Origin of the sequence: Streptomyces sp. SID14436, assembly GCF_010548465.1 — a bacterium.
Taxonomy (GTDB): Bacteria; Actinomycetota; Actinomycetes; order Streptomycetales; family Streptomycetaceae; genus Streptomyces.
Genome location: NZ_JAAGMD010000478.1, coordinates 1 through 19,130, shown reverse-complemented (window position 1 = coordinate 19,130; position 19,130 = coordinate 1). Strand labels below are relative to the sequence as shown.

Annotated in this window: 16 protein-coding genes, 1 tRNA gene, 1 other RNA gene and 2 pseudogenes; 6 read left to right on the top strand and 14 right to left on the bottom strand. The window is 69.0% G+C overall.

The features are described from left to right. The 9 genes and pseudogenes from G3I53_RS16440 to G3I53_RS33935 all read right to left on the bottom strand — a co-directional run. Positions 1 to 874, bottom strand: a pseudogene (locus G3I53_RS16440) (IS3 family transposase); the annotation flags it as partial. A 138-nt stretch (positions 875 to 1,012) separates the two neighbouring features. Continuing rightward, on the bottom strand, positions 1,013 to 1,933 hold the full coding sequence (locus G3I53_RS16435; RefSeq protein ID WP_164337327.1) for a DUF4238 domain-containing protein: 921 nt from the start codon (positions 1,931 to 1,933) through the stop codon (positions 1,013 to 1,015). A gap of 77 nt (positions 1,934 to 2,010) precedes the next feature. Next, positions 2,011 to 2,215: pseudogene (locus tag G3I53_RS16430) on the bottom strand (transposase family protein); the annotation flags it as partial. Positions 2,216 to 2,541: 326 nt separating this feature from the next. Beyond that, the gene (gene fxlM / locus G3I53_RS16425; RefSeq protein WP_164337326.1) at positions 2,542 to 3,771 is read right to left on the bottom strand and encodes a methyltransferase, FxLD system; all 1,230 of its coding nucleotides are present in this window, start codon (positions 3,769 to 3,771) and stop codon (positions 2,542 to 2,544) included. A gap of 88 nt (positions 3,772 to 3,859) precedes the next feature. Then, positions 3,860 to 5,035, bottom strand: coding sequence for a lanthionine synthetase C family protein (locus tag G3I53_RS16420; protein WP_203592333.1), 1,176 nt, complete (start codon positions 5,033 to 5,035; stop codon positions 3,860 to 3,862). Further along, entirely contained in the window at positions 5,035 to 8,025 is a 2,991-nt protein-coding gene (locus G3I53_RS16415) for a lantibiotic dehydratase (RefSeq protein ID WP_239063935.1), read from the bottom strand. Before G3I53_RS16415 ends, G3I53_RS16420 begins: the two co-directional genes overlap by 1 nt. Before the next feature lie 135 nt (positions 8,026 to 8,160). Further along, a complete protein-coding gene (gene fxlA, locus G3I53_RS16410) occupies positions 8,161 to 8,364 on the bottom strand; it encodes an FxLD family lanthipeptide (protein ID WP_164337323.1) in 204 nt (67 codons plus the stop codon). Positions 8,365 to 8,550: 186 nt separating this feature from the next. Beyond that, entirely contained in the window at positions 8,551 to 8,718 is a 168-nt protein-coding gene (locus tag G3I53_RS16405) for a hypothetical protein (RefSeq protein WP_164337316.1), read from the bottom strand. A gap of 8 nt (positions 8,719 to 8,726) precedes the next feature. Then, entirely contained in the window at positions 8,727 to 9,134 is a 408-nt protein-coding gene (locus G3I53_RS33935) for a hypothetical protein (protein WP_239063933.1), read from the bottom strand. 212 nt (positions 9,135 to 9,346) lie between these two features. On the opposite strand from G3I53_RS33935, the gene G3I53_RS34565 reads away from it, so the two are divergent. Beyond that, entirely contained in the window at positions 9,347 to 9,892 is a 546-nt protein-coding gene (locus tag G3I53_RS34565; protein WP_343240631.1) for an ATP-binding protein, read from the top strand. Here the strand turns inward: G3I53_RS34565 and G3I53_RS16395 are convergent. Both G3I53_RS16395 and G3I53_RS16390 read right to left on the bottom strand, forming a co-directional pair. Continuing rightward, a complete protein-coding gene (locus G3I53_RS16395; RefSeq protein ID WP_164337322.1) occupies positions 9,788 to 10,492 on the bottom strand; it encodes a 2'-5' RNA ligase family protein in 705 nt (234 codons plus the stop codon). The genes G3I53_RS34565 and G3I53_RS16395 overlap by 105 nt on opposite strands. A gap of 45 nt (positions 10,493 to 10,537) precedes the next feature. After that, positions 10,538 to 11,887, bottom strand: a complete 1,350-nt coding sequence (locus tag G3I53_RS16390; RefSeq protein ID WP_239063932.1) for a hypothetical protein — start codon at positions 11,885 to 11,887, stop codon at positions 10,538 to 10,540. A gap of 220 nt (positions 11,888 to 12,107) precedes the next feature. Between G3I53_RS16390 and G3I53_RS16385 the strand changes: the two genes are divergently transcribed. Both G3I53_RS16385 and G3I53_RS16380 read left to right on the top strand, forming a co-directional pair. After that, positions 12,108 to 12,989 (top strand): Scr1 family TA system antitoxin-like transcriptional regulator, encoded by an 882-nt coding sequence (locus G3I53_RS16385; protein ID WP_164337321.1) that lies wholly within the window; start codon positions 12,108 to 12,110, stop codon positions 12,987 to 12,989. Then, a complete protein-coding gene (locus G3I53_RS16380) occupies positions 12,986 to 13,222 on the top strand; it encodes a DUF397 domain-containing protein (RefSeq protein ID WP_164337320.1) in 237 nt (78 codons plus the stop codon). The genes G3I53_RS16385 and G3I53_RS16380 overlap by 4 nt, the downstream gene beginning before the upstream one ends. 40 nt (positions 13,223 to 13,262) lie before the next feature. Here the strand turns inward: G3I53_RS16380 and G3I53_RS16375 are convergent, their stop codons facing one another. After that, positions 13,263 to 14,420, bottom strand: a complete 1,158-nt coding sequence (locus G3I53_RS16375; RefSeq protein WP_164337319.1) for a hypothetical protein — start codon at positions 14,418 to 14,420, stop codon at positions 13,263 to 13,265. A gap of 155 nt (positions 14,421 to 14,575) precedes the next feature. Between G3I53_RS16375 and G3I53_RS16370 the strand changes: the two genes are divergently transcribed. After that, positions 14,576 to 15,847: a hypothetical protein gene (locus G3I53_RS16370; protein WP_203592332.1), complete on the top strand. Its 1,272-nt coding sequence runs from the start codon at positions 14,576 to 14,578 to the stop codon at positions 15,845 to 15,847. Positions 15,848 to 15,916: 69 nt separating this feature from the next. Here the strand turns inward: G3I53_RS16370 and G3I53_RS16365 are convergent, their stop codons facing one another. Together G3I53_RS16365 and G3I53_RS16360 are read right to left on the bottom strand one after the other, a co-directional pair. Further along, positions 15,917 to 17,407 carry an HNH endonuclease gene (locus tag G3I53_RS16365; protein WP_164337318.1) on the bottom strand — a complete coding sequence of 497 codons (1,491 nt, stop codon included), beginning with the start codon at positions 17,405 to 17,407 and terminating at the stop codon, positions 15,917 to 15,919. A 174-nt stretch (positions 17,408 to 17,581) separates the two neighbouring features. Further along, positions 17,582 to 17,669, bottom strand: a tRNA-Ser gene (locus tag G3I53_RS16360). Positions 17,670 to 17,741: 72 nt separating this feature from the next. On the opposite strand from G3I53_RS16360, the gene ffs reads away from it, so the two are divergent. Then, positions 17,742 to 17,840: signal recognition particle sRNA small type (ffs, locus tag G3I53_RS16355), an RNA gene on the top strand. A gap of 60 nt (positions 17,841 to 17,900) precedes the next feature. Continuing rightward, on the top strand, positions 17,901 to 19,130 hold a 1,230-nt coding region (locus tag G3I53_RS16350), incomplete at its 3' end, for a DNA polymerase III subunit gamma and tau (protein WP_164349792.1).

Here is a 19,130-nt window from a genome sequence, read left to right as displayed (position 1 = left end):
GCCATCTCGAGGGCGTCCAGGACGAGCCGGGTCTCCTTCGAAGTGGCCGCGGACCAGCAGACGATGCGGCGGGAGAAAGTGTCCACGACGAAGGCGACGTAGACGACGCCGGCGAACGTGGTGACGTGGGTGAAGTCGGCAACCCAGCAGCGGTTCGGGGCCGGGGCGACGAAGTCACGGTCCACGAGGTCCGGGGCCCGCTGTGCGCTCACGTCGGGGATCGTGGTGATCACCTTCTTGCCGCGGACCGCTCCGGCGATGCCGAGCTCGCGCATGAGGCGTTCGACGGTGCAGCGGGCCACCGCGACATCCTGGCGGTTCAAGAGCCGCCAGATCTTCCGGGCGCCGTAGACACGGTAGTTGGCCTCGTACGCCTCCTGGATCAAGATCTTCAGTTCGGAGTCCCGAACGGTGCGGGCCGAGGGTGCCGTCAGGCGTTTGTGGTGGGCGTAGTACGTGGACGGGGCGATCTTGCAGTCGTGGTCGGTGAGGACCCGGCAGATCGGCTCGACTCCGCCGAAGCGGCCCTTGTGCTCGTCGATGAACGCTACGAGCGTGTGTGTGGCCGGTCGAGCTCGGCCGCGAAGAAAGACGCTGCGGCTTTGAGGATCTCGTTGGCCCGCTTCAGCTCGGCGTTCTCCTTCTTCAGGCGCTTCAGCTCGACGGACTCCTCCGTCGTGGTGCCCGGCCGAGTGCCGGCATCGATCTGGTCCTGCCGTACCCACTTGCGCAGGGTCTCGGTCGTGCCGATGCCCAGCTTCTGGGCGACCGCTTTCATCGCGGCCCACTCGGTGCCGTACTCCGGCCGCACCTCGGCGACCATCCGCACCGCACGACGGCGCAGCTCAAGCGGGTAGGGGGAAGGACGTGCCATGACTCGATCCTCTCAAACGATCGAGTCCCTACCGAACCCGGAACGGTTCAGGGTGACGGGCCAGAGTTCCGCAACGCACAAAACTCGGTGCCGTTGAGAGAGGCTGTCGCGCGCAAGGGTGGGGCTGGCTGGCCTGGCCTACGCGGTGGATCCGGGCTTGTAGCCCTGGAGGAATGCTGGCGCGACCAGTTGTTGCCGCTCCAGCAGGTCAGGCAGCTCCCGTGCGAGCTTGGGGTGGGTCTGCCTCCACTGAGGGGAGTGCGCCACGAACTCCCGGCTGTTGAACACGGTGAACCGGTTAATGGCGGCCACATCCAGGCGGGATACCTCGTCCGGGTCACGGGAAATGATGAGGGCGAGCCTGCTGCCGAGCGGCACTGTGATCCGCCGGAAGTTGGTGAAGTCAATGCCAACGCCGTGATCGAAGAAGCCGGTACGTATGCCTGGCGGCGGGGTGCCCACGATCCCTGACATGCACAGAGGATTGTCGCTGACGATCAGGCCGCCGCCGCGTGGCCGGTAGCACGCCCAGTACATGCCGCTGGATAGCAGGACCGACACCAGGTGGTTCCACTGGTCCTTGTAGTGGGCGTCCTCGTCGTTGCGTGCCTGCCATGGCCAGATGACCGACCGGGCGATCAGGCCCATCATGCTGGACTGGATTTCTTCCTCGCTCAGGTCGTAGTCGTCGACGCCCACGGATTGGTTGACCACGTGCCGTAGGAAGCGGCTGCGCTGCCATTGCAGGGCCAGCAGCCAAGCCAGAGCCTCCCGGGCATGCTCGGACACGGCACGCTCACGGCGTTGCACGAGCTCCTTGACGACAGTGGCGGCCTGCCCCTCGATGTCGCCCATGGCGGCTTCCATAGACGAGTGATCGGGATCTTGCCCAGGCCGGTAGATCGAATGCCCGTACTTGCGCTGACCTGTTTCTTTCACATTCCTTTGGAAGGCACGTCCGCTGGCCCATTGGTGCACGTACAGCTGTCCGCCTTGTCCGGCGAAGTACTTGAGCAGGAACTGGGGGACGAAGTGGTGTCTCACAGGGTGCGGCGGCATACGGGGGACTGTAGCGATGCTCCTGGCGCTCCGGGCCACCCGGAGCCCGTTCGCCAGTTGTCGGCACAGTGAGCTTTTCAGCGTCGCCTCTCCAGGGTGAGGACGGCTTTGGCGATGACGGTCATGCGGTTGGGGCTGAGGCGGGTTGCGGAAGATCTGCCAGGACTTCAGCCGTGCCATGCCGCGTTCGACAGGAGCTCGGGCCTGGGCGAGGGCGCGGTTGCCGCTCCGCTGGGTGAGAGTGAGTTCCCCACCGGGCGGACGTCGCAGGCCGGTGGTCACGTGAGGGCTGGCGCTGTACTCACCCGGAGGGCGCGATCCTGGTCTCTCCGACACGCACAGGCCCGGCTGGTGCGACCACATGACCGAGGCCAACGTACGACCCCCGCGGTGGGGGTGGATCCCGAATCCTCAACCTGGGCTCTGGGAGCGGTTGAGCGACGCTTCTCCGGCGACCGCCACCGCGGGCAACCCGAGGCGACGGGCCGTGCGGCGGTGCACCGACTGTGAGGCGAACCTCGCGCAGGGCTGACCCCCGTGCTCCAACGCCGCCCTGTTCTCGCTTCGGCGGGCACGGCCGCACCTGCCAACGGCTACGCCCACCGGCGTCAGGACCAGTAGGTGATGACGAGCCGCACGGAGGGCCGGTCGATCACGGCACCGTCGGCGAGGTCGCTGTCCGGTGTGTCCGCGGGGTAGGCCGTGACGACGGGTTCGGCGGTCCGGGCCAGGCTCCAGGCGCGGATCTGCGCGCAGATCCGCTCGGCGAGATCGGCGCCGGCGGGACCGTAGCCGATGGCTCCCAGCCGGAATCGGGGTTCTGCCTCGGGGTCTTCGGCGGTCCGCTCCAGAGTGAGGTACGCGATGGAGTCCCCCTCGACGAGGGCGGGGCTCAGAGCGGGTGAGGCGGGGCGGTGGAGGCCGGCCTCCACCGCTGCGGGCTTCGCAGTGATGCGGCAGGTCGCTCGCTCGGTGGCGCTCAGCCGCAGCCAGACGCCGTCGAACGACTCGACGGGCCCGACCGTCACACCGGTCCAGACGACCGACTTCGGTCGGGTGAGCGCGTCGCGAAGGAGTTCCGGGGCAACGGACTGGTCCTCGTCCCAGTAGAGCCGGACGAGCCGGTCGTCGTCGATGTAATCGTTCCGTTCTCCGTCCTGGCCGATCACCGGGAGGAAGCCGCACATCTTGACGGAGTCGGACCGCATCCGCCCCTCCTCGCGTTGGAAGGCCACGGCCCTGGAGAGCCCGCGCCATCGCAGCGGGACCACGAGGCGTCCGCCGACGGCGAGCTGGTCCCACCAGGCACCGGGGAGGTCCCACATGCCAACTGTGGCGATCATTCGGTCGTACGGGCTGAACTCCGGGGCGCCGAGGGCACCGTCCCTCGTGACCACGCGAACGTCTTCGTATCCGTTCGCGTCCAGCGTCCGGCGGGCGTAAGCGGTCACGTCGGCGTCGATGTCGCACGTGGTGACCTGGCCGGACTTCCCGGTGAGGTGCTTGAGCAGGGCGGCGTTGTAGCCGGTGCCGGCCCCGATCTCGAAGACGTTGTCGCCTTCGCGGAGGGCGAGCTGGACCAGCATGAAGTGCACGACATCGGGCTGGGAGGCGCAGCTCAGCGGGAGTGCGTCCTCGTCGGGGTTCTCCTTGATCGTCACGCTCTTGTTGGCGTACGCCTCCTCGATGGGCGCGTCGGGGAGGAAGGCGTGGCGGGGTACGGTCCGCATGGCGGTCTCGACGCGTGCGTCGCGGAGGGCAGAGAGGTCCTCTTTCAGGATGGCGTCGACCAGGCGGTTGCGCAGGTCCTCGGGGGAGGCGCCAGTGGTGGTGTTCATCGCGTCCTTTCTGAAGGTGCCCGGCTGTGCGTACGGCAGGGGTAGATCGTCCCCATTTGTTTCTGGTGTGCGGATGCGGTTCGCGGCGTCACCCTGTCAGGAGCAGGCAGCGGTCCCAGGGGGCGGTGATCGCCGTGTTGACGGCGTCGGTGAGACGGACCAGGTGGATGCCTGCCGTGCCGTCCATCAGGCCGGCGCCGTCCGGTAGTCCGTGGTGGTCCAGGTGCTTGTTGAGCCGGACGTTCAGGCGGCTTAGATGCGATGCGAGTTCGTCGTTGAGGGCGTCGGCGGCGGCACGGGAGACGGTCTGTATGAGCCCCGCCCAACCGTGGCAGAGGGAGGCGTCGGTGAGCTGGGCGAGCTGCTGGTCGTCGGCCAGACATCCGGCCAGGGCCTGCTCGGCTTGCCGTTGCCGGTCACGGTCGCCGAGGGCGAGGCCGGCGAGTTGTTGGGCGCGGGCAATGCCGGGGGTGCCGTAGCACCAGGACGGGCGTCTCGGTCCCGGGCGCTGGAGTTCGCCGCGTCGGTGTTCGGCTCGGGTGATCAGGTCCGGCCACCAGGCGCGCGAGTCGGTGCCGTTGCGCCACCGGTCGAGCCAGTCGCAGATTCGGGTGATGGCTTGTGTCTGTCCGGGCACCGTGTGGCCGTGTCGCAGGGCCGTGGCCAGCAGCGCCAGCGGTCCTGTGATGCCGTGGGCGAGGCCGAAGTTGCCGTGTCCGCCGGGCCATCGTGGCGTCGGTCGCAGGTCGGGGCTGTCTCCCGTCCACCAGCCGGGCAGACGTTGCGCTTCGATGGTGATCGGTTCCGTCAGCCGTGCCAAGTAGACGAGGACTTTCTGAAGCTCCGTCTTGTGGCCGCGGTGCAGGTGGTACACACCCAGCCCGGTCAGTCCGCTGATGAGGTCGTACTCGCCCAGGGTGGGCAACGCGCCTCGATCGATGCGGGCGTGGGCCCGCTTGAGTCGTTGGCGTGTGACGTCGGCGAGGTGTGTGTGCAGAGTCGCCAGGGCGCGAGTGGCGGTGTTCGTGTGCGTGGAGCTGAGGACGTACGCGACGGCCGGGGCGCCCTCGTACAGACCGCATGCTTCGGCGGCGGCCTGGATGGGGCCCTTGAGCATGGCGGCGGCCCATGGCCGGAGCGCGTCCCGGTCGTCTTCGCCGGTGTGGGCCCTGACGGCGTGCAGCAGCGCGACCCCCGCCGCGCCGGAATACAGCGACTGCCCCCAGCCGGGCCCGGTGGGTGTGGGCGGCGCGTCATAGTTCATCAGCGGCTCTCCCCCGGCCAGGCGGCCCACGCGACGGCGGACTGACGGGCAAGGCGGCGGCAGATTCTCTCGTCCTCCCGGTCCAGGCCACGCAGGCGGTTGTGGTGCATGTGCAGCAAGGATTCCAGGACGGAGTCGAGGTCCATGCTCTCGGCGAGGCCCTCGCGATACAGAGCCAGGGCCACGGCGCGACGGTGCCACGCTTGGGCGAGCTCTTCGCCCCAGCCCCGGGCATGAGGCGTAGTGCGGCGAACGAGTTCGATGGCCTGGTCGCTGACGCCTCGCTCGACGCGAGCCGGAAGCGCGGGCCGGTTCGCCAGCCACCGCATGCCCTCGTCGGGGCCGAGCAAGCCGCAGGCGATGTCCACCATGCCGACCGCGGCCAGCGCACGTCCGTCGACGCCGTCGACTCCGGGGCCCTGCAGGGCGGCGAGGGCGTAGGCCGAGTCGGCCGTGAACACCGCCTCGGCACAGCGCAAGGCGGCGCCTGGGCCGTAACGGCCGATCTCGGGGGTGTACGTGTCGAACACGAGCTTGCTGCTGAGCCCCTCGCGGCGCAGCCCGGTGGCCCATCCGGCGACGAGCTCAGTGCAGGCGGCGTACTGTCCGGGGCTGCGGGTGCGGATGCGCAAGCGGAGGTGGTCGAGGTCGTTCGGGGTGCGGTAACGGACGAACCACCACTCGGGTGTGCCCGGGAGTTGGGCCACGAGCCTCGCGAGGTGGGTGCCGATCAGCTCATCGAACTGTTCGGGGTGGCTGTAGATCTTGGCGTTCAGCCAGGGTGCCTGCGCCACCCCCGGTACGGGCCCGAGGGTGCTGTTGGTGAGCACGGGGAGGAAGCCGGAGAGCGGGTCGGGTATCGGCCGGCGGGTGCTGGTCATCGGCAGGGCGATCTCGTGGACGTGGCCGCCGATCCAGCCGTAGGTCTCCTCGGCCGGCGCCTCCGTCAGCACGGCATGGCCCTCCCGGTCCAGGTGGGCGCGCAGGACGGCGGCGTGGGCGGGCACGTCGAGTTGGAGCCGACGTGTCCGGTCGTCCTCCCGCAGCTCGACGGCACTGTGGCAGTGCCACCGCTTCCGCCACCGGCCGAGGGCGTCGGTCCACTCCCGCATGTCCGCGCCGCGGCTTGGAAGGTCGTCAGCGGTCAGGTTCCAGCGCCTGGGAGAGAGGATCACGCGCCCGTAGCGGACGCGCGGCAGGAATGGCAGCCGTGCGCCGTGCGACCCCCAGTCGAAGCCGCTCCAGGCAGGGCCGAAGGAGCGGGTCAGGTGCGCCAGGAACCTGGCCAGGGGCGGTGGTTGCTTGTCCAGGGCCATGGCGTGGAAGACCTGCGGGTCCACCAGGCGACGGCGGGAGATGCTGGCCAGGTACAGCCGGGTGTGCGTGGCCGTGACCGCGAGGTCGTCGACGTCGATGAGCGTCGGCGCGGTGTCGTCGGGGCTGCGGTGCTCGCCCAACGGGATCACGTGTGGAAGATAAGCGGGGATACGGGCGACGTTCTCCGTGTGCGGGTACAGCGGCGGGAAGGACAGCTGCGCGGTCAGCGCGTTCTCGACGCCCGTGGGAACTTGGCGGTAGATCTCGTCGAGTCCCGTGCCGGTGGCGACCGGAGTGAACCGGGAGGTGAGCGTGCCCGCGGCACGGGCCGGTGTCACCGTGAGCCTGAAGTCCCCGTCCTCCAGGGCGGACAGGCTGTCGGCGTGCAGGCGCGCGCACATCTCCACGTGGGGCGGCGCCTCCTGCCCGGTCGGCGCATCGCCGGCCAAGCGGTCGATCAGGTCGTCGGTGAGAACGATCTCCCTGCTGCCGTCAGCCAGTGCCTGCCAGGCCAGGGCCAGCAGCCGCTCGTCACGCTCGGAGACTGTCGGGAGCGGAGCGGTCATACGGCTGCCGGGGTACTCGGCTGGGTAGCCGAGCCCGGACGCCGGGTCGACGACCTCCTTCACCGGCACGAGCGTGCCGGTGCCATACCGCTCCCAGAACGCGACCTGGTACTCCTTCCATACGCCCTGGCCCGCCAGTCTGCGCGTGAGCCGTAGTAGAGCATCGGCAGCCCTCTCCATCTCCTGCGCGACGCTCTCGGGGATCCGTACCTCGGCGTCCAGCCTCAGGTCGACGGCCAAGGGACTTCTACCCGCGTCGGAGAGCCGACGCATCCGACCTGTGAGTTCCTCCCGAGCCGGCCCTTGCGCGCTCGTGGGGCGCTGGTTGTGCTCGCGTACGGCGCGTTGCACCGCTTCCATCTCGTGCAGGATTTGCGCAACCTGCGGCACCGTGCCCGCGTCCGCGCCGTGCAGCCGCTCGATCAGGTGGGACAGCGGATCGGTGTCGGTCATCGGCGCGCGCAAACTGGTGATCAGGAACTTCTCACGCACCAGCGCGCCGAGCAGTGTGCGGATCTTCTGCGGCTCCGTTCGGGGGAAGGAAGCGGCCGACTGCTCGGCAAGGGCGGCGAATTGGACCGGCCGGCGTGCCAGGTCCTCGATCACGCGTACCGTACTGGTGCGCCGGACGGTGGCGCCCATCGGTCCGCCATGCGGGACGTGCAGGCGTCCGCCGCGGCGCGCCGCCAGATTGTTCAGGACGACATCCAGGCGCTCCAGCAGGGCCGGGCACACCTCCAGGCGGACGATGACGTCGTCCAGCCACTCGGTATCCACCCGCGCCACGGCCTGATGTGTATCTCCCCACCTCACGTGTGGCGTCGAACCCACGCTGGCCGCGGTGACTCCCGCGAAGAGGCCGAACGGGGTCGGTCGCCCGGTGGCGCGCAACAAGTAGCGGACAGTGGCCATGGCGGCGCGCCGGACCTGTTTGGAGCGTGTCGGCTGCCCGGCGCAGATCGCGTCGACCCGCGTGGCGAGATCGCCGCTCGCCTGCCGGACTGCGTCGGCGAACCGCGCATCGGCCCACACCTGCCTCAGCCACCTGCCGCACGCCTTAGTATCGGACGGATCAGGCCACCAAGTCGGCAGACCCGTCAGCGGCATCGCGGCGGCCCGGAGCAGCGCCGCGCCCGTGTGTTGGTAGAGCTTTCCGTCGCTTCCCATCCCCATGCCTCCATCAGTGCTGTGAACGAGCGGGGTCGGGGGCGGCTGCGCCCCCGACCCCGTGCGCGAGCCCCGTCAGACGGCGCTGGCGCAGGACGAGGCGCAGGAGGCCGCGCACCCGTCACCGGTGCCGCACGCCTTGGGGAGCAGGTCGGCGCCGATCTCCGTGACGATGGTCAGGTCGACGTCGAACGGGTCGGCGGGCGCCTCGGGGGCGGCCGTCGCAGCGGACGCCCCGCTGGTGGCCGTCATGATCTGGCTGAGCATGGTTGCGGTCATCGCACTTCCTCTTCTGTCGGAAGGTTCCGAACGGTTCGTCGTGCCGCCCGGCCTGCGTATGGATTGCCGCAGGGCCGGGTTTCTGCGTTAGCACCTTGGGTGCGGCCCCTCTCCGGTTGATCGGATTCCGTGGGGGACATGGATTCGGAGCATCCGGAGAGGGGGGGGCGAGGACACGGGCCGGGGCTACCGGGACTGGCCCGCGTAGAGCGTGGTCAAGGTTGTGCCGGTCACCAGGACGGGCAGGAACAGCACCTGGAAGGTGCCGAAGCCGAACCGACCGATGTACGTAGCCGGATGCCGCAGCACCCATCCGACCTGGCCGAGCAGCTGCAGGAGCAACCGTTGCCGCATCCGGGCCATCACGCCGCCGACCGCCGTGCGACCGTGGCGCCTGCGGCATCGACGACCGCCCACGGGGTCGTGATCAGCGCTCCGGTGCGAGCCTGCCAGGCAGCGAGGTTCGCCCTGTCCTCCTCCAGATGCCCCAGCATCACGAGCAGAGGGGTGACGATCCCGGCCGCCTTCCCCTGCTCGACCGCGGCCAAAGCGTTGTGCCAGCCCTCGCACAGGGCGCGGCTCTCGAACGGTGCCGCCCGGTCGACGAACGTCTCGACCGCCTCCCAGCCGGCATCGGCCACGTACCGCCGTGCGCTGGCCACGCTGTGGTCGGCGGCCTCCCTGAGTGACGCGGGCAGACAGGCGTACAACACCAGGCGCGTGCCCGGGGGCACCTCGTGTGGTGCGGTCTGCCTCGCACTTCCGCTCATTCCGCGTTACCTCCAGCCAGGTGAGCCGAGACGCCAAGGGTCCGGCGCCTCGACGAAGAGCCTCGCCGGGGTCAGTCGGCGGCGGTACGCCGTCAGCACGCCGTTCGTCCGCCGTCCGGCGGCGCGCGAAGAGGCGGAGCCGTGGCGTACCGCCGCGGCTCAGGCGTAGCGAGGCTGATCGGTCCAGTGCCAAGCGGAAACGAGAAGTGGCGATGGACGCGGTGGACGAAGAGCGCCTCTGCAGGCGAACGCCAGTACGGCGTCATTGGGTGAAGCTGGCCGATTGCACCGAGCCTTCGGGCCTCGCGCGCAGACACGTACGAGAGCTCCTCGAGGGCCATGCCGCGCCGGAGCGGGTCGACGATGCCGTTCTGATCGCCTCGGAGCTCGTGGGCAACGCGCTCAGGCACACAGCCGGCGGACCGGACTGCATGTGCGTGGAGGTCTACCGGAACGTGGCGGTACTGCGAGTCCATGACGCGGGACGGGATGTCTCCAGGGTCCGGGCACGCTCCGTGGAGGAGTCGGTAGAAAAGTTGACAGGCAGTGGTCTCGGACTGCTGCTCGTCGGGGAGTTGGCCTCCACGTGGTCCGTCCGGCCGACCGCGATCGGCAAGGAAGTGGTCGTGGTTCTCGCCTTGGGCGCCAGCGGGCTACCCGAGCGTGACGTTCCTCCGCACATCCCAGCGGTAGGTCCGCCCCTCACGGCGGAGCTCCACCAACTGGACGGCGGACACGGAGAGTTCGACAGCTGGTAGAGCGCGAAGTCCTGAGACCGTCTCCACAACGGGCGCGGCGGGGCGCCGGCGGTTGTTGTACGCGAGGCTCAGGTGCGGCCGGAAAGCGGACGTCGGCTTCTTAGGGGCCAGACCGACGCTGCTCCCTGCCTTGGCGAGCGCGTGGTGCAGCCGAAGCAGGGGTTCCCAGGGGCCGAGGGACAGCCGGACGGCGCCGCGGGAGCCGGCCAGCGGCATGGCGCGTACGGAGAACGCGGAGGGCAGCAGCGCCTCGGTGTCCCGCGCCAGGCTGTCCAGCTGGCCGGGGGTGACGACGCCGGGCGTTCCGACTCGGGCGAGGGTGATGTGCAGTCCGTCCGCCGGCACCGGGTCGAGGCCGAGGGGTGCCAGCTCCTCCTGGCAGTGCCCGGCGAGAGCGGCTAGCCGCTGATCATCCGGGAAGGTCAGCATCCAGTAGTACGCACGGCTGCCGTCCGACCAGCCGGGGCGTGCCCAGTGGTCGGTCATCTCGTCGAGTGCGCTGAACGCCGCCCAGTCGTGGGCCGCGGTGACCGCCGGATCGTGCGTGTCGGCGGGAGGCTCGGCGGGGAACGCGGCGGGGTCGGCGCTGAGCAGGGGCACCCGGCGTACTCCTTCGGCTTCACACTGCCCCGGAGCACGACGACATCAACAGCGCCTAAGACGCGGATGACGCCATGGCCAGGGCCGCTGGCTGCGAGCTCCAGGCACGGAACTCATCGCCATAATCGCGTACCGCCGAATGATCACGCCACGGCCCGGCCTGCTCGTGCAGGTCACGGGAGCGTTGGTAGACGGAGCTGATCGGTGTGCCTCCGCACAACCGCAGGGCCTCACGGCCCAGCGCCATCGCGTGGTCGATGTCGGGCGTGCGCTGCTGCAGCAGCGCGGTGGCGACGTCGAGGCGTACGAGCGAGCGGCTCCAGGAGGAGGCCGAGTGCTCCACCAGATCGTCGATGTGCTCGGCTCGCGCAGTACCTGGGCCGTGTTGCGCAGCGCCACGTGTGACGTGACGGCGTTGGCCAGCGTCCTGGCCCGTCCGTACGGCTCGAAGGAGATGCAGGAGGTCAGCCCGACGGGTACCTCGTGGAGGTCGGAGAGGCGGAGTGCCTGTCCGATGGTCTGCTCGACGGCACGCTGGTCGCCGGTCTTGCCGAGGGCCCGGGCCCGGCCGTTGGCGAGCAGGCGGATGCACTGGGCGTGGCGTGGGGCTCGCTCGACGGCCGCGGTTGCGCAGGCGTCCGCCTCGTCGTACCGGCCGGCGTAGTAGAGGCTGAAGGAGAGGGTGCCGCACGCCCAGAGGTCGGTGTCCAGGTCGCCGATCTCACGGCTGAGCTCCCGGGCTTCGGTGCAGTACGCCTCCGAGAGCGCGAAGTCGCCCGTGTTCACCGCCATGTAGCCGAGCAGGCCGGAGGCGCGGGCGGCGAGGCGGAAGAGCTCCCGGCGCGTGCGTGGGGGCTGGCGGCCGTCGAGGAGGGTGTGGGCGAGCTGCCGTACCTGGCGGGCCTGGGGGCGGAGGACGTACGGCCCGTCCTGTTCGTACCGGCTGGCGATGCCCTCCAGCGAGGAATCGAGGAAGGCGAGCGTCGCGTCGTCGGCGTTGCTGGCCGTGAGCTGCCGGGTCCGGGTGACGATGTCCAGTGGGTTCTCGTCGTCGTCGGGTGGCGGAGGCGCACTCGTCGCCTGCCGGCCCGTGCTCGACTCCTCGTCGCGGTCGTGCGCGGAGTCGCCGTCGTACGCCGTGGAGAACAGCTCGGACACGGGTCTGCCCAGCATGTGCTCCAGAACCCGGCAGGCGTCAGGACGGGGCAGAGTCAGCAATTCCCCGCCGTACCAGCGGTCGAACTGACGTGGAGAGACCTGGAGGGACGCCAGGCGGGGGTCTCGGTCGAGCTCTGCCAGCCGGGCGGCGGCCCGCTCGTACTGCGCGGCGAAAGCCTCGTGCGTCGTCAGGTGCCGTTGCTGGAGCAGCTGCCTAAGCAGCGTTGTCCGTGGCATGGCCCACCCTCCTGGTACGGCGTAAGGACCGAGGCGCAGGCGCGTGCCGGTAGCGAGGTCGTGGCCTGCTCGCCCATCGGTCGGCTGCGGCGCACGCCCGTACCAACGCGCGGCGCGACTCCTGACAGCATGCCGACGCAACCACCAACTAGGCAGTATGTCTGGTGAAGTTGACCCGTATGGGTTGTAGAGGTGTCGCCGGTACGGAGAGACTTCCGGCATGGCCTTGAAGAGAAGCCTGGTCCCGCAGTCGGTGTACCGGCGACAGCTCGCGGCACGGCTGAAGGAACTGCGTGACGCGACCGGGCTCACCCTCACCGAGGTCGCCGACCAACTGGAGGTCAACCAGGGGTCGCTGAGCCGGATCGAGAACGGTGAACGTGGTACGACGCCGGTCCTCGTCCGGGCACTGCTGGACCTGTACGGCGTCGACGACGAGCATCGGCGCGCCGACGTGCTCGACCTCGTACGGGCGGACAAGGAGCAGCAGAAGCCCTGGTGGCGGAAGTACTCGACGGTGCTCACCCCGACGCGCTACGACGGGTACCTCGCACTGGAGGCCGGCGCGACGCACCTCGCCAGCTACCAGCCGATGCTCGTGCCGGGGCTGCTCCAGACCGAGGACTACGCCCGTGCCGTGATCTCCCAGATGAGGAAGGACCTGTCCCCGCCACAGGTCGAGTCCCTGGTCAGGGTCCGCATGGAGCGGCAGAACAGCCGCCTGGGCGGTGAGGCCCCTGCCAGGCTCTGGGCGATCCTCGACGAAGCCGTGCTGCGCAGGACGGTCGGCTCCCTTGACGTGATGCGCGACCAGATGCGGAAGCTGGTGGAGACGAGCGAGCGGCCGAACGTCACCGTGCAGCTCCTGCCTTTCTCTCTCGGCGCGCATCCCGGGCTGTACGGCCCGTTCGTCATCCTGACGTTCCCGCACCCCACGCCGGACCTGGTGTGGCTGGAGAACCCCAAGAACTCCGTGTATCTCGAGTCCCCAGAGGATGTGGAGAACTACACGGACATCTTTGACCAGTTGAGGAGCACTGCCCTCGACCCGTCGGAGACCCGCACCCGCATCGCACGCATCAGCAAGGAGCTCGAAGAGTGAGCACGCCCAGCACGACTGCCCCGCACGACGTCGATCTCGCGCACGCGCGGTGGCGGAAGAGCTCGTACAGCGGCGGTGCGAATGACTGCGTGGAGGTCGCGGAACTGGGCGGACACGCGGCAGTACGCGACTCCAAGGACATCAGCCGTGGGACGTTGCTCTTCTCGAAGGCGGTGATGCGCGCGCTGGTTGGCGGAATTGCCAGCGGGGCAATCGGTCCGCTTCGGGGCTGAGTAGAGAGCCGTGGGCCCCGCCTGCCGACCGCATCCCGGCTCAACCAACACGATCGGACGATCCCCGGCCGTCCATGAGCTGCTGGATCGCAGCCAGGATCCCTTCCACAGCACCGGGTTCGGCTGCCAGGGCGGTCAGAGGGACCGACGGCCAGCCCTTGTATCCCTTCTCCCGCTGCACCTCCAGCTTCTTCTGCAGCTCGGGAACGGCCGGCAGAGACTCCGCGAACGCCGCCGTCACGTCGAGGCCGAGGTGATGGGTGATCGATCCGAAGCTGAAGGCGAGCTCCTCCTTGGCGGGGCTGTCGTACAGGGACAGCGTCCAGAGCGGCACCTGGCGGCCAGCGATCGGGTAGGAGACGGACATGCTCGGGTACGTGGCCGTACCGCCCTCCAGCCGTCCCCTGGCTGCCGCGTGATCGAGTAGTGCGGTCGCGATCCGCCTCGGTTCCGGGGCGAGCCGAGCCTGGATCACCGCGTCCATGTCGTCACGCGTGGTTCGCTGCGTGGTGCGCCGGCCGGATGGGGACTTCGCTGCCGTGGCGACCTCCCCGTGGATGCGCGGGACGAGGACGCGAAGGTCCCCGTCGCCTCGGTACTGAGTCAGCTCGACCGCGTACACGTCGGTCTGCCGCATCTGACGGTTCAGGAACTCGACGATCGCCCTCAGCTCCAGCGGGATCCGGTCCGCGACGAACAGCAGCCGCATCTGCCCTGCGGCCAGCCGTTCCTCGACTATCGACCAGAACTCGTCCGGGGAGCGGTCGCCGAGCAGCTCCCCGTACGCCTCTTCCAGCGATCGGCCGTCCGCGACGCAGGTCTCTTCGAAGGAGCGCTGAAGCAGGGCTCCGGGCCAGTAACGCGCCGCGTTCGCTGCGTAGTCCAGCATCTGGCCTACAACCTCGCGCCGGATCCGGGTGTCGCTCGCCCGCTTGACCTCCACCAGTGTCGGCACCCCGTCGGCGTCGACGAAGAGATGGTCCAGCCAGTACGCCGGACTGCTCTCCGCACTCGTCGAAACACCCATCTCCCGCGCTACCAGCACCAGCCGCAACGGCTGGCCATCAGCCAGAGAGCCGAAGTCCAGCACCCGGGGGTGCCGCGCTAGGAGCTCCTGGAACTCAGCCTCGGTCTCGAATGCGGCCGGCTCCAGAGCCTGCAGATCGCTCCCCAGGACGAATACCGACTGATCAGTCACTTGCTACCCCACCCCTGTGATCCCGAGACCGTGGTCAGCGATCGTTTGCCCGTCTATTGATACCGCGACAGGGCCATGCCAAGGGAGCTCGATCCCGCCATGTCCCCCTGACGCGCGCCCTGTTGAGTGTCAGTGGACCTTCCTATCGTGGAGGAATGGCTAACGGGGTGTGGCACACCGGATATGGCATAGAGATCAATCTGTCGTTACCCGATCTCGGGCATCCGGGCCGTCCGGAGCTGCTCGGCGAGATCACCGCGCGAGTCACCGACCGCGACCCGCAATTGCTCGAATGCCTGGCGCACCACGAGGGGCGGGAGTGCCAGTCAGAGACGGGCGGGAAGTCTCCGTGGATGTTCATCCGCCGCGGCCGGGTAGGCGGCCGAAGGCCCCTGGTTGCCTCTCACCTGCCGGTCACACACAAGCCGACCCCGGCGGAGAGCGCTCAGCACAAGGCCACGAAGGAGCGCGTCGTCGAGACCGCTGCGCGGTACGGGCTCGACTCCGAGGCCGAGGTTCCCGTAGCCGACCGGCGGAGTGTCACGGACGCCGTCGTCACCGGTCCCAGTGGCATACGGATCGGCTGGGAGATCCAGTACCACCACATCAGCCCCAGCAGCGTGCACCGCCGCTCGGTCAACGCCGTGGAGAACGGCATCACACCCCTCTGGGTCGCGAAGGACCGGACGGCTTCCTTGATCGACCGAGCGCCGTGGGCACGCGTGGATGACATGCCGTGGAAGGACATCGCCGACGGCAAGGAGATGGTGGTCCGTGGCGGGTACCGCCACCTGCAAGTCTGGAAGTGCGTACCGAGCAGCGACCGCCACTGCCTCGTCAGCGAGGGCGCCGGTCACTGTGGTGCGATTCACGCCGACTGGTTCGTGCCCGCGCTGTGCGTGCCCGAGAAGAAGCCGGTCTACATCGAAGACCTGGTCTTGCAGAGCGCCACCGGGGAGAGCGTCCCGGTCTACGTGCCCAGCCGGGGCAACGGCCGGGCTGGTCTGCACATGTGGGTGCCGGCGGACGAGCGCATGCAGTGGGAGGAGATCGTCGGTGAACGGACGCCTCTTCCCTCTGCCTCGGTCAAAGAGGACGACGACGTGATCACCTTCGCCGAGCAGGAGATCGACCGTTCCTGCAGGGCAGGAGAAGAGGGCTGGTTCGTCAGCGACGCCCGGCCCCTCCGCGATCTCGGCCAGCCGACTGGCGGCTTCACCCTTCCCCGCATGCCTGTGCAGGGCTCCCGTGATCAGATGCGGATCACGCCAGTCGAGCGGGCCGCCGCCTCCGCCGCGCTGGGATGCCCGATGTGGGAGCTGGGGCCGTGCGCCGGGTGCGGCCAGCTGATGCGCAGGTACGGGCGGTACGCGGCGATGTACTGCCGCGTGTGCCGCTCGGTCCTCAACGGCCGCCAGAGACTTTGACGGCTGGGCGGGCGCTGGTCGGCAGTAGTCGCCTCGTCCGGAGCGACATAGCTCGGTGCGCGATGAGCGCTACTTATAGGCCCAGCGGGAGCGGTGCTGCCGGACGTACTCAAGGCGGATTCGGTGCTGAGCATGAACCGCCAGAGGGCCGAGATCATTACCTGTGGCAGAGTCAACGATGCGGAGTTCATCCGTGAGGAAGCGGGCACCCATGTCGAAGCGGACGTGACAATTCGGACAGAGGCAGAGCACGTTTTCGACTCTGTCGGGACCGTTGTGGGGCGCTCCAAGCGCCTGTATGTGCGCGGCTTCGCTGTACGCGAAGAGCGGCGTTGGCAGTTCGATCATCGTTCCGCAGAACTGGCAGGTGTTGTTGTACCACGCCTTGACCTGGCGTGTGACCCGGGAATCTCGGTATTGGGCCTGCACTACTGCAGTTCTCCGCTGGACAGGTGTATCGGGGAAGTCCGGGTCGGCGCTCTCTGCGTGCCACGAAGGCTCCACGTGAACGCCAGCCGAGCCCGCGTCGGTCGGCACGGCCACGCTGGTCTTGGCAAGGGGGTCCTCAAGCAGGGTGCTGTCCGCATGGGCGAGGTCGGCAACATCGCGAAGGGAGCGCCACACCAGGGACCAAGCGGCGTCGATCATGCTCGGCTCGATGACGGGTGACATCTCTGCGGCGGCGAGTGCCGCTGCCACTCGAAGGGTGTGCTCCCCTACCCGGATCGTGAAGGCGGCGTCCCTTGGGGATGGGCTGTCTAGCAGTGTCGAGTCCTCAAGAGCTCTGACCTCGCCCCACCTCTCTGCTGCAGCTCGCCCCAACTTCACTTCCCGTTGGCTTCCGATCGCCCATGCATACGCGTCGACCAGCTCGGGAGTGGGGCCGGTCTGCGCAGGGCGACCGTGGCGGGCGAGACCGCGGAGCTTGAACGGGAGGAAGCGGGAGTAGAAGGCGTCGTCGCCGGGCGAGTAGGGCCGCTGGTTCCAGGCCCCCTCGTCGATGCTCCAGAGGGCCCCCACCATGGGAGGTATGCGGTCCTGTTCTCTCTGGACGGAGGTCCGCTTTTTCGTGCCAGCCCTCAAGAAGTTGCTGCCGTCCCAAGCCTGACGCAGGGCGTGGTTGAGCTCACTCTGGAGTTGGGGCTTACCTTCCCGGGTCCAGCGGAACGGTGAGCTGTGCAGCAACGTGCTACGCAAGGCGGAAGTGTGCCTGGATGGATACTGGCGTGCTGAGTCCACTGCCGCGAAGAGGTGCACCACGCTGGTGACCGGGTCGCGACCTGCAACTGACGTGAAGTTCTCCCGCAGCCGCAGTGCACGAACCACAGACAATTCAGGGCCTTCAGGCGGGTTCCAGCTGTCCCCCACAAAGGCGGTCCACACCAGAGGCGGTCGCAACCCCGGAAGGTACGACTGAACCTTCACGGTGGGTGCGATCGCGGTCGACCACACGGAGAGGGCTGCGGCGTAGATCTCCTCGGCGTGCAGATCGTCTGACGGACTCAGCTCACGTGCGAACTCTCCGAGGGGACCGTGCAGGGTGACTCCGTCAGCGGGCATCGCCTTCTCCTCGTGCGGCTGTCTGCGCCTCCCGGTCGGGCCGGCTGCTCTTGAGCATGATCTCTTGCGGTCGGCGCTCGGATCATCGGAACTGCAACCAAAACTGCAACCACGCACGTCGAAGGGCCCCACCGCGAACGGTGGGGCCCTTCGACATCGTGCCCGGTGAGGCACTGGCGGAGGATACGAGATTCGAACTCGTGAGGGGTTGCCCCCAACACGCTTTCCAAGCGTGCGCCCTAGGCCTCTAGGCGAATCCTCCGCCGGAAACATTACATGACCCGGAGGCGTGCTCGCGAACTCGTTCCCCGGCCCCGGGATGGGGTAGCCTTTGCGCAGCCCCTCACGCGGCGCTATCTGACTGAACTCCCCCAGGGCCGGAAGGCAGCAAGGGTAGGTCGGCTCTGGCGGGTGCGTGGGGGGCGCTCGCGTGTGCGGGGGCCGGTCGGGCGGGCGGGGCCGGATGTCGGTGGGCGCCTATAACCTCGTAGGCGTGTCGTCTCTCGCGCTGTACCGCCGCTATCGCCCGGAGTCGTTCGCCGAGGTCATCGGGCAGGAGCATGTCACCGACCCGTTGCAGCAGGCGCTGCGGAACAACCGGGTCAATCACGCGTACCTGTTCAGCGGCCCGCGCGGATGCGGCAAGACGACCAGTGCCCGGATCCTCGCCCGGTGCCTGAACTGCGAGCAGGGGCCGACGCCGACGCCGTGCGGGCAGTGCCAGTCGTGTCAGGACCTCGCCCGCAACGGGCCCGGTTCGATCGACGTCATCGAGATCGACGCCGCTTCCCACGGTGGTGTGGACGACGCCCGTGACCTGCGGGAGAAGGCGTTCTTCGGGCCCGCCCACAGCCGGTACAAGATCTACATCATCGACGAGGCCCACATGGTCTCCCCGCAGGGCTTCAACGCCCTGCTGAAGGTGGTGGAGGAGCCGCCGGAGCACCTGAAGTTCATCTTCGCCACCACCGAGCCGGAGAAGGTCATCGGGACCATCCGGTCGCGGACGCACCACTACCCGTTCCGGCTCGTGCCGCCCGGCACGCTCCGCGACTACCTCGGTGACGTGTGCGGCCGGGAGGGCATCGCGGTCGAGGACGGCGTGCTGCCGCTTGTCGTGCGGGCGGGCGCGGGGTCCGTGCGGGACTCGATGTCCGTCATGGACCAGCTCCTCGCGGGCGCCGGCGAGGACGGTGTGACGTATGCCATGGCCACTTCCCTGCTCGGCTACACCGACGGTTCGCTTCTCGACTCCGTCGTGGAGGCCTTCGCCACCGGCGACGGGGCGGCGGCCTTCGAGGTCGTGGACCGGGTGATCGAGGGCGGCAACGACCCGCGGCGCTTCGTCACCGACCTGCTGGAGCGGCTGCGGGACCTGGTGATCCTCGCCGCCGTGCCCGACGCCGCCGACAAGGGGCTCATCGACGCCCCCGCCGACGTGCTGGAGCGGATGCAGGCCCAGGCGGGCACCTTCGGCGCCGCCGAGCTGAGCCGTGCCGCCGACCTGGTCAACGAGGGGCTCAGCGAGATGCGCGGCGCCGCCTCGCCCCGCCTCCAGCTCGAACTGATCTGCGCGCGCGTGCTGCTTCCCGCCGCGTACGGCGACGAGCGGTCGGTGATGGCCCGCCTCGACCGGATCGAGCGGGGCGTGCAGGCCTCCGCCGGCGGCGGCGCCGCGGCGATGCCCCCCATGGGGTACGTGCCGGGGCCCGAGGCCCACGGC

Excerpts from the sequence above, each read along its gene's own strand:
- G3I53_RS16435 (WP_164337327.1), bottom strand. The coding sequence starts at position 1,933 with ATGCCGCCGCACCCTGTGAGACACCACTTCGTCCCCCAGTTCCTGCTC.
- fxlM (WP_164337326.1), bottom strand. The coding sequence starts at position 3,771 with ATGAACACCACCACTGGCGCCTCCCCCGAGGACCTGCGCAACCGCCTG.
- G3I53_RS16420 (WP_203592333.1), bottom strand. The coding sequence starts at position 5,035 with ATGAACTATGACGCGCCGCCCACACCCACCGGGCCCGGCTGGGGGCAG.
- G3I53_RS16415 (WP_239063935.1), bottom strand. The coding sequence starts at position 8,025 with ATGCCGCTGACGGGTCTGCCGACTTGGTGGCCTGATCCGTCCGATACT.
- fxlA (WP_164337323.1), bottom strand. The coding sequence starts at position 8,364 with ATGACCGCAACCATGCTCAGCCAGATCATGACGGCCACCAGCGGGGCG.
- G3I53_RS16405 (WP_164337316.1), bottom strand. The coding sequence starts at position 8,718 with ATGCGGCAACGGTTGCTCCTGCAGCTGCTCGGCCAGGTCGGATGGGTG.
- G3I53_RS33935 (WP_239063933.1), bottom strand. The coding sequence starts at position 9,134 with ATGAGCGGAAGTGCGAGGCAGACCGCACCACACGAGGTGCCCCCGGGC.
- G3I53_RS34565 (WP_343240631.1), top strand. The coding sequence starts at position 9,347 with ATGGACGCGGTGGACGAAGAGCGCCTCTGCAGGCGAACGCCAGTACGG.
- G3I53_RS16390 (WP_239063932.1), bottom strand. The coding sequence starts at position 11,887 with ATGCCACGGACAACGCTGCTTAGGCAGCTGCTCCAGCAACGGCACCTG.
- G3I53_RS16385 (WP_164337321.1), top strand. The coding sequence starts at position 12,108 with ATGGCCTTGAAGAGAAGCCTGGTCCCGCAGTCGGTGTACCGGCGACAG.
- G3I53_RS16370 (WP_203592332.1), top strand. The coding sequence starts at position 14,576 with ATGGCTAACGGGGTGTGGCACACCGGATATGGCATAGAGATCAATCTG.
- G3I53_RS16365 (WP_164337318.1), bottom strand. The coding sequence starts at position 17,407 with ATGCCCGCTGACGGAGTCACCCTGCACGGTCCCCTCGGAGAGTTCGCA.